Origin of the sequence: Aeromonas sp. Marseille-Q5825, from assembly GCF_946892685.1 — a bacterium.
Classification (GTDB): Bacteria; Pseudomonadota; Gammaproteobacteria; order Enterobacterales; family Aeromonadaceae; genus Aeromonas; species Aeromonas rivipollensis.
The window spans coordinates 212563-226612 of sequence record NZ_CAMPOU010000004.1 but is presented as its reverse complement, the minus strand read 5'-3'; the positions used below and the strand labels follow the sequence as shown (position 1 = coordinate 226612).

Annotated in this window: 12 protein-coding genes and 1 pseudogene; 7 read left to right on the top strand and 6 right to left on the bottom strand. The window is 54.1% G+C overall.

Annotated features, from left to right (window positions below):
- Nucleotides 1–133: 133 nt before the first annotated feature.
- Nucleotides 134–1060: a WYL domain-containing protein gene (locus OC537_RS11645; protein ID WP_262111412.1), complete on the bottom strand. Its 927-nt coding sequence runs from the start codon at nucleotides 1058–1060 to the stop codon at nucleotides 134–136.
- Between the two features lie 399 nt (nucleotides 1061–1459).
- Between OC537_RS11645 and OC537_RS11640 the strand changes: the two genes are divergently transcribed.
- Nucleotides 1460–2128 carry an ADP-ribosylglycohydrolase gene (locus OC537_RS11640; protein ID WP_226043849.1) on the top strand — a complete coding sequence of 223 codons (669 nt, stop codon included), beginning with the start codon at nucleotides 1460–1462 and terminating at the stop codon, nucleotides 2126–2128.
- Nucleotides 2129–2283: 155 nt separating this feature from the next.
- Here OC537_RS11640 and OC537_RS11635 read toward each other — a convergent pair whose 3' ends face one another.
- From OC537_RS11635 to OC537_RS11615, 5 genes are all read right to left on the bottom strand, one after another.
- The gene (locus OC537_RS11635; RefSeq protein ID WP_039040968.1) at nucleotides 2284–4029 is read right to left on the bottom strand and encodes a LeoA/HP0731 family dynamin-like GTPase; all 1746 of its coding nucleotides are present in this window, start codon (nucleotides 4027–4029) and stop codon (nucleotides 2284–2286) included.
- On the bottom strand, nucleotides 4001–5749 hold the full coding sequence (locus OC537_RS11630; RefSeq protein ID WP_262111409.1) for a hypothetical protein: 1749 nt from the start codon (nucleotides 5747–5749) through the stop codon (nucleotides 4001–4003). The genes OC537_RS11635 and OC537_RS11630 overlap by 29 nt, the downstream gene beginning before the upstream one ends.
- Nucleotide 5750: 1 nt before the next feature.
- A complete protein-coding gene (locus OC537_RS11625; protein ID WP_052258890.1) occupies nucleotides 5751–6356 on the bottom strand; it encodes a hypothetical protein in 606 nt (201 codons plus the stop codon).
- A gap of 82 nt (nucleotides 6357–6438) precedes the next feature.
- Nucleotides 6439–7095: a HEPN domain-containing protein gene (locus OC537_RS11620; RefSeq protein WP_262111407.1), complete on the bottom strand. Its 657-nt coding sequence runs from the start codon at nucleotides 7093–7095 to the stop codon at nucleotides 6439–6441.
- Nucleotides 7096–7185: 90 nt separating this feature from the next.
- Nucleotides 7186–7389 carry a hypothetical protein gene (locus tag OC537_RS11615; protein ID WP_080770084.1) on the bottom strand — a complete coding sequence of 68 codons (204 nt, stop codon included), beginning with the start codon at nucleotides 7387–7389 and terminating at the stop codon, nucleotides 7186–7188.
- A gap of 238 nt (nucleotides 7390–7627) precedes the next feature.
- Between OC537_RS11615 and OC537_RS11610 the strand changes: the two genes are divergently transcribed.
- The 6 genes and pseudogenes from OC537_RS11610 to OC537_RS11585 all read left to right on the top strand — a co-directional run.
- Complete coding sequence (locus tag OC537_RS11610) at nucleotides 7628–8026, top strand: hypothetical protein (RefSeq protein WP_226043853.1); 399 nt, start codon at nucleotides 7628–7630, stop codon at nucleotides 8024–8026.
- Nucleotides 8027–8120: 94 nt separating this feature from the next.
- Nucleotides 8121–9290: a hypothetical protein gene (locus tag OC537_RS11605; RefSeq protein ID WP_039040970.1), complete on the top strand. Its 1170-nt coding sequence runs from the start codon at nucleotides 8121–8123 to the stop codon at nucleotides 9288–9290.
- Nucleotides 9291–9630: 340 nt separating this feature from the next.
- Nucleotides 9631–11556 (top strand): AAA family ATPase, encoded by a 1926-nt coding sequence (locus OC537_RS11600; protein ID WP_262111404.1) that lies wholly within the window; start codon nucleotides 9631–9633, stop codon nucleotides 11554–11556.
- A 99-nt stretch (nucleotides 11557–11655) separates the two neighbouring features.
- Entirely contained in the window at nucleotides 11656–11958 is a 303-nt protein-coding gene (locus OC537_RS11595) for a hypothetical protein (protein ID WP_139127859.1), read from the top strand.
- A 449-nt stretch (nucleotides 11959–12407) separates the two neighbouring features.
- Nucleotides 12408–13481 carry a hypothetical protein gene (locus OC537_RS11590; protein ID WP_262111401.1) on the top strand — a complete coding sequence of 358 codons (1074 nt, stop codon included), beginning with the start codon at nucleotides 12408–12410 and terminating at the stop codon, nucleotides 13479–13481.
- A 328-nt stretch (nucleotides 13482–13809) separates the two neighbouring features.
- Nucleotides 13810–13994: pseudogene (locus OC537_RS11585) on the top strand (integrase core domain-containing protein); the annotation flags it as partial.
- Nucleotides 13995–14050: the final 56 nt, after the last annotated feature.

Below are 14050 nucleotides of genomic sequence, written 5' to 3'. Positions count from 1 at the left end.
GGGCCCCAAAGAAGTCTAACAAAACGTTATGCGAGCAGGTTAACACCATCACCTCGCATGGTTATTGCCACGACTCACATTTTGCTAGCTTCCTCCTGTTCTAATGCTGAGGGAATCCTTGGCTTAAACCCGTTTATAATCCTTGCTGCGCCAGCAAATCCGCACTCTTGAGCTTGAAGGTACAGCCGTGCTTAATCAGCTCTTCCCGATTGGCTAGCACCAGCGGGTAGAGCAGGGGATGGCTCTCATGCTCCCCGTTATAGCTGACCTGCATCCGCTCTAGGGCGTAGTGCATCAGCGGTATCCGTTGGGTGATCGGAAGCCGGCCATTGGTCATGGCGTAGTCGTTGGCGATGATGGCCTGTTGTCCCGGGCTCAGGCTGGGATTGGGGGTCACCAGGGCAGTCACCTGAGTGTTCCACTCCAGATCCTGATCCCGGCCATGGGTTGAGACATCGAGCAGATCGGGTTCACCCCGAAAGCGGCTCATCACGAAGTCCAGATATTCTCCTTTCTTCTCGCAATAGGCTCGCACATGCCAGCGGATCCCGTCATAGACCAGGGTGTGGGGCACGATATTGCGGCCACTCCTCTCTTCCGAACTAAGCGACACATAATCCACATCTACCCGGAGCTGGCCCCGGGCGGCCTGCACCAGACCGCGTACGATTTTCGGATCGATATGACGGTTGGGCACATCCAGGATCTCGATATGGCCGTAGCGCAGATCCATCAAGGGCAGGGTCAGTATCCCGGCCTCGTGTTGGCGTTGGTGCTGCTTCTCCCGGTGCAACAGCATCAGGTACTCATCCACCTTGCCTTCGCTAAAGCGGGGCTGGAACTGGGCGGTGGGTTTGTATCCCTTCAGGCTTTTGTCATATAGCAGCCCCTCTGGTGAAAAGGTGCTGATATAGAGGTTGATATCCCTCGATGCCTGTTGGCGCCCGATATTGAAGGCGGTACAGAGGTGGTTGGTGGTCAGGCGCCCCTCCCACTGCAACACGATTTCCAGCAGGCGAAAGCGTAGGGTCTGATCCCATGTGTGATTCTTGGGCTTCATATGTGCTCCAAAATGCGACATGTGTATGTAGACAGTATCGGCATGAGTATACAAGCTACATATACTGACTGCATCGGAAATCAGTTCCAAAGGAAAATGCACCAATGTCGCAACTTATGTGCCGCAACTAGGATATCGCCTATAGCCCGGATGCAGCAGCGGAGTATTGCCGCCGCTGCTGTTGACACCCTGCTCACCTTTGACCGCTCCAGCTATCACAGGGGGCGGGAAGTGGTTTACTTCGATCTCACCGCGTTCAGGTAACTGCAAGCAGGGGGGGAGCTGACATCCCAAGCGTGCGAACGCCTGCGTCGCCACTATCTGGTGTCGCAGGATGGCGACATCGTCACCATCGGCCACCGCACCACTCATTTCAAACGCGATCGTCACTGAGGCTCTATGGATCAATGTCTGGTATTGGGTCAGGCGGCAATGCCCCTGATCAAGGGGATCTGTTGCCTGCTGTCTGCCGAGCAGACCCATGAGCTGCTCGCCGTGCTGGCTAGGGAGGAGGCGCGGTTGGCCGCCGGGCTGCCCATGACCGAGGTGGCAAGCGATGAATTGGAGCTGTGCAGATTGGTGTGCTTGGCGGTGCATATCGAACAGAACCGGCTGGATCGCACTGCATTGCCTATCTATCAGGGGCGGGAGCAGCTAATGGCCGGTGCCGCCGCGCTGTTGGATGAGGATGCCAGCCTTGAATGCCAGGATGCCATGCGGCTATTGGCACTGTTGCTCGACAAGCTGCTGCGGGGCAATCGTGGGGACTACCGTGGCAGCTATCAGGCCAAGCTAGATGGACTCACACTCGGCGCCATGGAGCAGCGCGCGCTGGCGGCCCAATCCCCCAACACCGGCGCTGTGGTGCGGGGAAGCTGGCTGCGCAAGGAGCGTAACCAGCTTGGTCACGCCAGCTGGCTTGATGTGGTCGAAGCGGCGCTCTGGTGCTTTTGGCATGGCGACGATCTGCATGGCGGTAAGGCCCTGCTCGGTGTGCTGTTGGGCGCAGATATTCGGGTGCGTATGGTCTACGGCATGCTGGCGGGGGCCTTCTACCTTGCCGATTGAGATCATGCAGCGTTGGCGGTCCACGCCTTGTTGATTGGCTGACTAGCCTGCCATCTCCACCACCGGGTAACAGGCGTCCCCCCACAGGGTATCCGGATGCGCCATCATCAGAAAGCCGCTCTTAAACGAGCGGCTTCGCACAGGGGACAGTTGACTCAGGCAGACCTAGCTATAGCACTATTTTTAGTGGAACCAGGCAGAGTCAGTTGCTCGAGCTGGGCGCTGATGGTGACCAGCTTCCCCTGGTTGTCACGAATGGTTGCGGCTTGTTCGCTCATCTCAGCCACGACCTTCTCCACCTCCTTGATCTGCGGCGCAAAGAACTCAAATGTCTTAGCGTCGTCACTGAGCAAGTCGTAGATATCCTTGAAGGCCCCCTTGATCAGGTTGGTTATGGAGTCCTTGACCTGCTTGAGCTCCTGCTCCAGCTCATGCGCCTTATAGGCACTATAGAGGTCAGAGCCTAGCGTGACGGCTGCACCAGCAGGCCCGGCCCACCTGGAGATATTTCCGGCAAGCTTGGTGGCTTCCCACGGCTTGAACTTGTAGACATAGCCCGTCAGCTTGCCCAGGGTGTCGCGAGCGACAAAGATGGTCGACTTGATTGCGTCCGGACTGATGCTAGCGATGCCCTTGAAAGCCCCCCCCAAGGAGTTCAGCGCGCCTTCACCCATGGCACTGATAAAGCTTTCGCTGGAATTGAGCTGTCGGGATATGTCATCGGACAGGCGCTGGGTAACAGCGGAGGAGTGATCGAAGAAGCGATCGACGGCACTCTTGATGCTGAGATGCAGCTTGTAGCCAACCCCCTCTTCCGTATAGCCGAGTTCATCGTCCAGAAATCCACGGATATCTTCGAGTGAAAGCGGGCGCAGGCGACCAAGCAGTTGCGCCTCCATCGACCGAAGCTCACTATACAATTCGCCTGCCAGGCGTTTCACCTCGCGCCGTCCCTGTTGAATATCCTGCTCAAACCGCTTTGACTCTTCTGAATTCTGCTGAGCGAACAGCTCCAGACTGTGTAAGTTCTCTTTCGCGGAGGCGACGCGCTGTCTAACGATGTCCCGCACCACATCCAAGCCAGTCTTAGCTATCAGCACTTCTGGCACATTCGCCTGCAGAATGCGCCCGGTCATGTTCTTCAATTCATTAATACGCGAACGACTTTCGTAGTGCACTGGCTTGCCGAACCAGAACTCAAGCCCACGACCATTAGGGTTGGAGGCAATGCACACGATGTTCAATTGAGTCAGCTCGTCCGAGTTCAGATTGGCGGCCCGCTGCAGCTTGGACTTGAGGTTGTCCTTCTTGATCGTTGCCTGCTCTTCGAACAGCACCTGTTCGGTCAGGTCCGTCACTTCGTCCATCTTGTTGATGACGAATACCGTGGACGACAGTTTGTTCAGATCGCGAAGGACCCATTTGGCAATTTCTCTATGACTATCCTTCAGCGGGTTGGTGGCGTCAACCACATAAAGAATAAGATGTGCCTCCGAAATGTAGCGTTTTGTGAGGTCTTCATACATTACCTGCTCACCATTCACCTCCCTCTCCTTGTCACCAAACAGGCCGGGGGTGTCGACGATTTCGCACTGCCCCGGGAGCCCCTCGGGCTTGTAGATGGCAAGGCGATCCGACGACTCGTCCATGGAGATTTTCATATCCTCCATCACCTTACCCAGCCAGGCCGCGATTACACTGGTCTTTCCATCGGAGAATGCCCCCAGCAGGGCGATGCGTAGTACATCGGACTCCACGGCTTGCATGGCCGAGGCGATCTTCTGCAGGTCGCTGTCCACGTCCACGCCCATCCCACGCAGCGCATCAAGAACACCGTGCAGCTTGCCCAGCGTGTCGATCGCAGCCTGCTTCTCAATACTGAACTGCTTGAATTGTTCCATAAGGCATTTTCTCCAACTGGTCTCTCAGTTTGTTCATCAGCGCAATCTGTGGTTCCAGGATGCTCAGCGGCCGCAGTAGACTGTCGTGCAGCTTGTTCACCTGAGTCAGTACGCCTTCATTAATTTCCTTCTCCACCGACGCCACCAGAATCCTAATTTCCCCCGGCAGATCGTCGAGCACCTTATCTCTGACATCTTCGATACTCTTCCGGACTTGCCCTTGGGCCTTGCGGATGCGCCTATCCTTACCGAGAAGCAGGTTGACGAAGCTCATCAGCAAACCTATGGCAGCGCCTACCGCGGCGCCGATGGCGGTACCGATGCCTGGGAAGGCACTGCCAATGGTCCCGCCCGTGAGGGCGTAGGTGCCGATCTGAAAGGCCATTGAGCCGAAGTCACCCAGACCAAGCCCGTGGCTGAGATCGATCCCATCATGCAGATTCCACTGCCGGCCATGGTTAAAGACCACGCGTTGCTGGAACTCCACACTCTGCACGTCCTCGACCAAGCGGGTCATTGCCTGCTTGAGCAGCTCCATCAGCTCTTTGATACTTTTATTGAAGTGCTCCTGCAAACGCTCACCAGTGACTTGTTGGCAGGTTTTGAACGCTTGGTTTATATCCGAAGTGATACGGTCCGCATCGCCGAAGTGTTCGGCGACGATGTCGTCAGCCTTGTCGAGCAATTTATTGAAAAATTCATTCCAGTTATTCTTGCGGCCGGTAAGTGTCATCCGCTCGAATGCCTTCACTGACTCCTTGAAGGCCGAGCGGCATTTGTCGAACTCCGGCTCCACCCTGGTCAGGAAATCCCGGTGTTCCTGCTGTTGCTCATGCAGTACGCTCAGGTACTCGGCAAGCAACTCGCGCACCTTGGTCTTGTTGCTTTCAACAATGTCTTGCTGAAAAGTCGCCAGCTTACCATGCAGCACTTGCGCCACTGCTTTGATCCGGCTGAACTCATACATCTCTTTCGCTGACTCGAAGTGCTTCAGGTAGTTGCGCTGCTGAATGACCAGATCGCGGTCTCTTTTGGGGTGGATACTGGTTTTGCCACTTGCTGAGTGGAATGAGAGAGAGGAGAACGCTAACAGGCCCTGGACGCATTGTCCTGGCAGAAGCACTTCGCGGCCCAGCACCGGCTCCAACACCTTGACAGTCTGCTGCAATGCAGAACCGGCGCCACTGTGGCGCTCCAGCGCTTCGCGATCCTCTTCGAATTCATACGAATCAGCACTACCGCGCACGTTGATCAACGGACAAACCTGAGTGCCGCGCCGCAAGTAGGAACGAATCTTCTTCGCAGTGGCCTTCTCCGGTTTCTTGTTCGTGCCGTTCACATAGAACACAAGATGCGCCTTGGCCACTGCTTTGCGCACCTCTCCGACGTACTGGATCTCATCGCCCTCGATGCCAGGCACATCGAGCAATTGGAAGGTCTTGTCCTTGTAGTTCAGTGTGTAGGTGGTATTGCCCTTGGTGAAGTCTGCTTCACCCGTACCTATGATCAGGCCATCGACCCGGCGCGCAAGTGCCTTACGTCGCTCCAGCTCGGTCAGGGCCGTCACCAATGCGGGCAGACTGTCGTTCAGCAACGGGCGCAACGTCGGTGCCACTGTCGGTAGTGCTGCCAGTTCCGGAGCGGAGGGCTTCGTCTTGGCTCCACGCGCATCACGGGTCACTTCTTCGAACAGATTATCCAGCTCTTCCGCGCACCCCATGTCAGCCCCCCACCAACATGTTGACTAAAGCCATAGCCCCGGTCCCAACAACAACGCCGGCAATGGCTGCCGCAATCAGCTTTCGCATGGTGCGTGCGGAGGCTTCATCTCGAGCGATCTGTAGGCGAGCGCAGCCCTCTGTTTCAAGCGTCTTGGCCAATTGGCCAGCACATTGGCGTATCGCCGCAACCTGTGTAGCATGCTCGGCATACACCCGCTCAAGATCGGTGCGCAACTGTTCCGCCAGTTCAGTCAGCGACCGTTCGAATTTCGCCAGATCCTGCTGATTCTGCAGCAGCAGTTGCTGGCGGGACTCTTCCTTGAACAAGATCCGTAACGACTCGATGATGGTGCTTTTACCAGCATTGGTCTCGCCAAAGAACGCTATGGTGAACTTGTCCCACTCGGCGTTCTCCTTCAGGTAATCGAGTTCCTCATTGAAACACCCTTGGATATCCCGCAGCCTGCGAGTCATCTCACTCAATTGCTGCTGGCCATCTTTATGCTCAATTTTCAGCTCAGTGATATCAGCCAGAGCCTGAGATATGTTCTCAGACACATCAAAGTACAAACGATTAAAGTCCTGAGCCGTGTTCATCCTAGACATTATTCTCCTTGATACTTCACAAAATTCAGCAGACACCTGACGGAATTTAATGAAGATTGCTATACGCCTTGTTAAAAGCCAGTTATCCAGCCATCTCCACCACCGGGTAACAGGCGTCTCCCCACAGGGTATCCGGATGCGCCATCATCAGCTCGATGATCACGGGCACCAGTTTGCCGAGCAGGTTGGCGCAATCCTTGAGCTGCTTGCGATTGACCGAGCTATTCCAGGTGGCGCCGCCATGCATCAGCTGATTGCGCAGGGTATAGAGACGATTAAACACCACTCCCAACAGTATGGGGGTGTTGCCGCTGGCGAGCGCTTGGCTTGCCATTGTCTTGCCCTGTGCCAGCCGCTCTTGCCACTGCGTCTCGCTGATCTTGCCGCTGTGAAAATCCCAGAAGCTCTGCAGCACAAAGGGGGTATCGAGCAGGATCCGAATACTGCCTGAAAACTCCTGCCACACTAGGTTGTCGATATGCTTGTGTTCGTCCAGTTCGCACAGTTTCTCCAGAAATCCCCTGAAGGTCGCCTGCTCCGACAGCCGATAATCTTCGTCGATCTCGGTGGCATAGGCCGCATTGAAGGCAATCCAGAGAAAGATGAAGCGGCCATCTTCGTCCTCGGCCCGCTCGGCCCGTTGCAACCAGCTTAAGGAGCGATGCACCCGCAGGTTGAGGTTGGCCAGGGAGTGCTCACGCGCCATACGGTGGCGGGCTTTAAGTTCTTCAAAATTCAAAATGACCTCCATTTCAATCAAGTGGATAGCCGGATCCCGCGTCGAAGATGTTCAGCCGTCCGGGAAAGGGCTAAGCAGGGGGTATAGCGCTCAATTTTCCATCAGATCCCGCAGTTTGGCCACTGCCAGCTCCACCAGGGTGGCCGGTGCTCGTTCAAGTGGTTCATGGTGGCACTCGGGGCATGCTTCGAACCAGCTATGGCCGCGCACCAGCACGTCGCTCTTGGGGGCAACCGTCTTGTGCCAGCCGCATTTGGGGCAGCGAAATGTAGTCGGGGGAGGGGGGATAGGCATGGCATTCCTCAAACAAGTTCCATTTTGGTCCAGCGTACCATGCCTGAATCTTGATGAGTGCCGTTGTTCTCACAGATCTTAATGATGTACAGCGCCTGCCTGAAAACACGACATGTGCAAAACCCCAGTATCGAAGTGGCCAAAGGGGATGGGTATAGTCAAGCTGACTCCAACCTTAGGGGGGTGGATTGTGGCCGGTCAAAATCGCTTACCGGGAGCGGATCACCGGGCGTTGCTGGTGGCGCTGCTGCTTGGGCTATTACTTCAAACAGTAACGGCTACCAACTGCACTTATCGGGAAGATAGCCTCGGCAACACCCGCTACCGGTGTGCCGATGGCAAGAGCGGCACCCTGCGCGAGGATGCACTCGGCAATATCAAAGATTCGGGCACCGGCATCACCTGGCGCAAGGATGCCCTGGGCAACCTCAAGGGCAGTGACGGCACCCTCTATCGTGAAGATAGCCTGGGCAATGTGCGCGGCAGCAATAGCAAGAGTGGCAAGCGGGTCACCTGGCGCAAAGACAGCCTCGGTAACCTGCGTGCCTCTGATGGCACCATTTGCCGTAGCAACTCCCTGGGTTATCTCAGGTGCGATGGGCAGAGCACGCCGCCAACTTTGTTTGAGGGAGAGTGAGATCATTATTGGCAATCGCACAGCCTCCAAAGGCCGGATATGAGTGGATACGCGACAGGGTGGTTGTTTCGAGTGAGGGAATGGAGGGGCTCGCATGACGCTTCGCTATGAAATTCAGGAAATTGATACCAGCTTGCTGGTCGAAAACTGGCAGGCGGGGCTGCGCTGCCTCAGCCAGAGTGCAGGAAGTGCGCAATATCAGGATGCCCATCTACCGCTGCCACTTTCCCATCTACCGGATCACTTTCTGGCCGGCATACCCGATGAGCTAAAGGATGCGGCGGCCCCTTATGGGGAGCTGGCCTTGCGGCTCTTGTCGTTGGCACGCCAGCATTCGGCTTGTGCCGAGTTGCTCCAACTCAGGCCCATCTTGCTGCTGTTGGCGGCGCTACATTGGCCGCAAGATAATTTGCCCATCCTGAAACACGCAGCCCAGGGGCAGCGTGCGTTGTTGCTCGCCATGGGGTTGGTGCCGCGCCGCAGTTTGCTGCGTTTTCTTGACCGTCTGCGCCTCAATCTGGCCATCGAATGGCAACGTGATTATCTACGGCGCTTTCTATATCAGGATCCTGAGGCCTACCTGGCCCTGCGTCATGAGCAGAAAATTGGCCCCGTTCAGCTGTTCTTGCTGTTTCATGCCCCCGAGCTGACCGGCAGCGTACTGATTCGGTCGTTGCGTCATCATGATGGCGATGGGTTATGGCTCGGTCGGGTACTCGACCCGCTCAACCCTGCCCTGGCGCTGGCTCGAGCGGGGCGCTTCCCAGGCGGCTGGCAGTCGTTGCGGAATATGGCGGAGCTGACAGAGGTTGCAGATATGGTCCTGAAGGTGGAGGAGGCAGATGACAGGGCCTACCAGTTTCAGTATCTGTGTGAGCGACTCAAGCTGGACGAACGGCACCCTTTGCCGGACTCAGCCCAGCGACTACGCCATCTGCAAACGCCCTGGTTACAGCAGGTGGCGAGTTGGCCAGAGCTGGATGCTGCCTGCGCACGGATGAACCCGCGCAGATGCGAACTTTGGTCACTGACCATGTTGAATGACATCTTGCGTGGACGGCAGGCGCTGTTTCGGCTCTGCTCGCCTCGGCGGAAGAAAACGCTTTGTTGGGTACGGATGTCGCTTGCGCAATCCGCCCCCGATCAACCTGCGTTCACTGCCTTGATTGAGGTCACAGGCCCCAAGGTGGGGCGGGTGTCCCGCTACTGGGTGCGCCGCTTGTATCGCCATCTTTCGACTCACCCCTTAAGCCTGCGGGCTTGATACCCGCCCCCTGAATAGGTCAAGGCCCCGATTGCAGATGCAAACGAGGGATGTGCCTGTTTTTGTTACATGTCTATACGTTCAGTATCGTCCATTGCCCTGGTGCGCGCTTTAATGGGCACCAGAGCGGTCATCTGGCAGCGTCGGTTGGTGAGAGAGGCATATCATGACAGCAATCAAAAAAAGTTCGGCCCTCAATGGGGTTGCGTGCGGGTATCTGTGGCAACTGCTGCGCACCATTCCCTCAGTGTATCCGCAGTTGCGCGAGATGGAGCCCCGCCAACTTGAGCAGTTTGAGCTGAGCCCCCAGGATCTCGCCAGCCGGCAGGCACTGCTGAAGTTGCTCAAGACCCGTGCCGCCGCTCCCAAACCCGTCTGTCTCTGGCACAACTGTGAGTTGCTCGATCGGCAGGTCGGTGAAGACTCGCCACTCAGCCTGGCCCTCTTGCGCTTTATCACTATCTACACCTTGCATCCTGGTCTGCAGCAGATGATTGAAGAGGCCGGTGATGCCGACAGACAGGGTAGCCGCTTGCCGCTGCTGGCGGCGATGATAGGCTATCCGCTAGAGGCACTGCGTCACTACCTCAGCGGTGCTAACTGGATGCGAGAGGTCGCCTTTCTCCATCGTGAGGCGGACTCTTTGTTGGGGGTGAGTATCAACATGGATCTGCTGTTGGCCGAAAAGCTGCTGACCCAGACGCTGGAAAAACCGGTTGAGTTGATCTCCGATGTGCTCGAGGAGATGCCCCCCAGCCAGCTGACGCTGGACGATTACGGCCATATGCAGCTGGGTGCCCTGGTTGAGCATGCTGGCATGCTGGATCAGCAGATGCCGTCAGGCTGGAATGCCCTGCTATGGGGAAAACCGGGCACCGGCAAGACGCAGCTTGCCTGTCTGCTGGCTGGGCTGGCCAACCTGACACTCTACACCTTGCGCAGCGAAGAGGATGCCAACGCCTTTCGCCGAAACGGTATGCAGAGCCGGGTGAGTGAACTGTTGCTGGCCCAGCGCCTGCTTGGACGCAATGGTAGCTGCATGTTGCTGGTCGATGAGGGGGACGATCTCCTGATGAGCGGCACCATCGCCAAAAACAGGCGCCACCAATTGCTGGAAGATAACCCAGTCCCGGTTATCTGGACCACCAATGATGTGGCGAGTATTGATGCCGCCTGTCTGCGCCGCTTCAACTGGTTGCAGCAATTCGAGTTTCCCAATCCCGACACCCGCATCCGCCTGTTTACCAAGGCAGTGCGGGGCCTCGGGATCACCCGGCAGCAGATCGCGCACTGGGCTGAGCGTACCTGGTTGTCACAGGCCGATATCCAGAGAGTGGCCAGTCTGATACGTAGTCTCGGGCTCAAGCGCAAGGATGCCGCAGATGCCATTGAGCACTGGCTGGATCAGCGTGAGCGGGCCTTTAACATCGAGTCGGATGAGTGCCCTGGCAATCCGATTGGCAAAAGGGCAGGGGGAAAATCTCAGACAAAAGAGGCGGCTTGCGCTTACCGGATGGAGGGCGAATTTGACGCAGGACTGCTCAACCTGCGAGGGCGTGACGGCCAGCTCCAGCAGGATATCGATATCGCCGAGCTGATGGTATCACTCAAACAGGCAAGAGAGGGCAGGATCTTGTTGCACGGCCTGCCGGGCACCGGCAAAACGGCGCTGGTTCATCACCTGGGCAAGCAGCTTGGCTGCGAGGTGGTACAGAGGCTGGGGTCGGAACTGCTACACAAATATGTGGGTGAATCCGAACAGGCGATGGCGCAGGCATTTGTCGAGGCCAGAGAGCGTAACGCCATCTTGTTTCTCGATGAGGTAGACAGCCTGTTGACGGACCGCCGCAGCCATCACCAGGGCTGGGAAACCAGTCAGGTCAACGAGCTGTTGCAGCAGATTGAGCACTTCGACGGCATGCTGGTGGTGGCAACTAACTTTCTCGATCGTCTCGATACGGCGGTTGCCCGGCGTTTTGACTACCAGCTTGAACTCTGTCCGCTGCTGCCGGCCCAACTCCATGGCGCCCTGGAAGGCTGTGTCGATAAAGCGACCCTGCGCGAGATCGGATCATCCCTGCCCGGTCTGGGGGGCGTGACCCTCGGCGATATCGCGGTTCTCAAGCGCCGCCAGCGCCTGCAAAGGCGCAAGCTTGGAGCTGTCGAGATTCTGGGGATCTTGAAGAAGCTGATCGCAGGCCGTGAGCGCGGTAATGCCAGGCCGATAGGCTTTTTGCAGGGCAGCCCGATGGTTTGCCAAGGTTAGCAAATCGCCACCCATGAAAATTAATTATAAATAACAATGGCTTACTGTTGTGCCAATGATCGGTGTGATATAGTCCACCATATTTCAAATGGAGGTTGTATGGATAGGGCCTTTGCGAAGAAAATATTGCTCGAAATTGGTGATGAGTGTGGTTACACCGTGCACGATGGTGGCTCTGAAATACAGATCTATTTTGATCGAGAAAAGCACGGCATTGCTTTTAAGATCAAAGATTCCACTCATAAAACTGCCAAGAATGCAGGATGGTTACAGGTCCATCATTGGGAAGGTGACGACTGGGGGCCGGCGCTCCATTCATTACGTAGCCTCGCAGATGTTTTGGCATTTTCACAAACGCTGATCACATTTTCATCAATTAAATCGAAAGTTAAATCGAAATAGGAATAAAGTGATTAATGTGAAGTGCGTTATATAAAATGGGGCCCCTACGTGCTATTAGTCATGAGACTGTAGCCCCTAGGCGGCACCTCGTTACATGTCCCTGAATATGCGATGAGCTGAGCCAATCAAGATCAGTGTACCGATGACACAGAAACACTGCATGATCAAAACCAGACTTTCTGGAGCGCGTCGTGATGGTTGTAACTTTACCGGTGGTTGATGAATGAGGATTTATGTGGTTTCTCAGTGGGCATATTCAATGCACTCGCAGTGGCCCGATCACCTTTACACTTCTTGGCTAATGTTGATTGGCCCATAGCAGGATCCAAAACCCACACGAATAGAGCCCAGGTCACACTTGTTGATGATAACTGGTAATAAGTTAATTGACAGGTAGGGGTACGTTAATGAAAAATTGAATTCATCATTTGACATGGATTGGGCGATATATGAATGATTTTCTGGATTTGATGCCAACTAAGCAAGCAATTTTATCCTCTAGAGAGCTGAATCAAGTCGTCATCGATTTTTTTTCAGGTGAACCTGTTTCTCAAGATGGTCATTGTGAATTATTTAGTTTATTAAGTGGTAAACATGCAGTATCTACACCAATAGTTCAAAGCTTGTTATGGTTTATTTCTTATCAACAAGATTTTATTGATAACGCAAAAAATGCAGAGATTCATTATCAGAAGGAAATAGATGATGAAAAAAACCAAATCAACTCCTTACTCAATATTTTATTAAAGATTGTTGACAGTTCGCTGTCATCAAAAAATAACAAATTGCAATTTGATTTTAAATTTGACGATGATTTATTAAGCGATAATAGCAACGTCGTGGTCTCTATCGATAACATCAAGTACTTGTTGGGTAACGATAAATGTACCACGCCTCCCTTTTTATTGGATTCAACAAGAAAAGAAGAATTTTTGAATGATATAGAACGTCTAGGTTGGGAGATAGAAGAGAATCTTGATGACCTCGAGTCAATAAATGAAAAACATATTAATAACTCAAGCCTGGAAAATAGTATAAAGTGTTGTAAGGAATCCTTAAGCTCTATTCTTGGTGGGCTTTGGCATGCTTCTGAAGTTGCAAGCCTGGATGAAGGATTTTACGGTGGAAAATATGGCCAAATAGTCTTGTGGGATGAAATAATCAATAACAAAAACACATTTTCATGCTCTGATGTTGACCATGGCCCACTTTCTAAAATAATTGGTGGTGGCGTCGATTTTAGAGATGCACTGAAACGCGAATTTAAGGCATGGATGAATGAATATGAGGGCAAAATAATAGATTCGAGTGATTATTTTTCAGAGAAGGAAATTGTAAGAGAACTCATGGATATATATGAGGACATTTTATGGCAAATTGATGAGAATACATCAGGCGAGGACCCTGAAAATTTTCATAACATATACCGCATCAAAATAAACAATATTGAAAATTGTTTTGACAGTATACACAGATTGCTTGTAAGTGAAGGGAAAATAATTTCAAAGCACCAAGTGATTTGAAATTTACTATGCTGAATAGTTTTTCGTCACTCTATGCAAGGCTTATTCTGTATCCGCCGGCGGCGACAATGTTGCTTTACATCGGGATATTCCACACCGGATTCAGGAATAAATCTGACGATAGCGGTCATCAAGGACGTCGATGATGGCGTGGGGGATCGCGTTCAGACCCAACCACTTGCGGCGGTGCATCGCCCAGACGGAATTTCTGGATTTCCCCCAGAAATATCCAGCGGGCAGTCGGTTTGCGCGTCAGTTTTTCTTTATGTCCGGTTCGCCACGCCCCTCATCGGCTTGCGGAGCCAGTGCTTCAGGCGGTATTGGTCATGCGGTGAGGTATATCCAGCCAGGCAACCCGCAGCAGAATGTCTACATCGAGCGATTTAACCGCACGGAGCGTTACGACTGGCTGGGCCATTACCTGTTTGAGTCACTGAATGAGTTACAGGAATTTGCCACGAACTGGCTGTGGGCGGCTACACGCCGAAACAGCGTTTGGCACAGGCCGCATGACCTCTACTTTTGAGTGCCCCTAAATATGGGGAGATTACCCATGCACTAATAAAAGC

Coding starts and splice junctions, on each gene's coding strand:
- OC537_RS11645 (WP_262111412.1), bottom strand. CDS start 1,060: ATGAAGCCCAAGAATCACACATGGGATCAGACCCTACGCTTTCGCCTG.
- OC537_RS11640 (WP_226043849.1), top strand. CDS start 1,460: ATGGATCAATGTCTGGTATTGGGTCAGGCGGCAATGCCCCTGATCAAG.
- OC537_RS11635 (WP_039040968.1), bottom strand. CDS start 4,029: ATGGAACAATTCAAGCAGTTCAGTATTGAGAAGCAGGCTGCGATCGAC.
- OC537_RS11630 (WP_262111409.1), bottom strand. CDS start 5,749: ATGGGGTGCGCGGAAGAGCTGGATAATCTGTTCGAAGAAGTGACCCGT.
- OC537_RS11625 (WP_052258890.1), bottom strand. CDS start 6,356: ATGTCTAGGATGAACACGGCTCAGGACTTTAATCGTTTGTACTTTGAT.
- OC537_RS11615 (WP_080770084.1), bottom strand. CDS start 7,389: ATGCCTATCCCCCCTCCCCCGACTACATTTCGCTGCCCCAAATGCGGC.
- OC537_RS11605 (WP_039040970.1), top strand. CDS start 8,121: ATGACGCTTCGCTATGAAATTCAGGAAATTGATACCAGCTTGCTGGTC.
- OC537_RS11595 (WP_139127859.1), top strand. CDS start 11,656: ATGGATAGGGCCTTTGCGAAGAAAATATTGCTCGAAATTGGTGATGAG.
- OC537_RS11590 (WP_262111401.1), top strand. CDS start 12,408: ATGAATGATTTTCTGGATTTGATGCCAACTAAGCAAGCAATTTTATCC.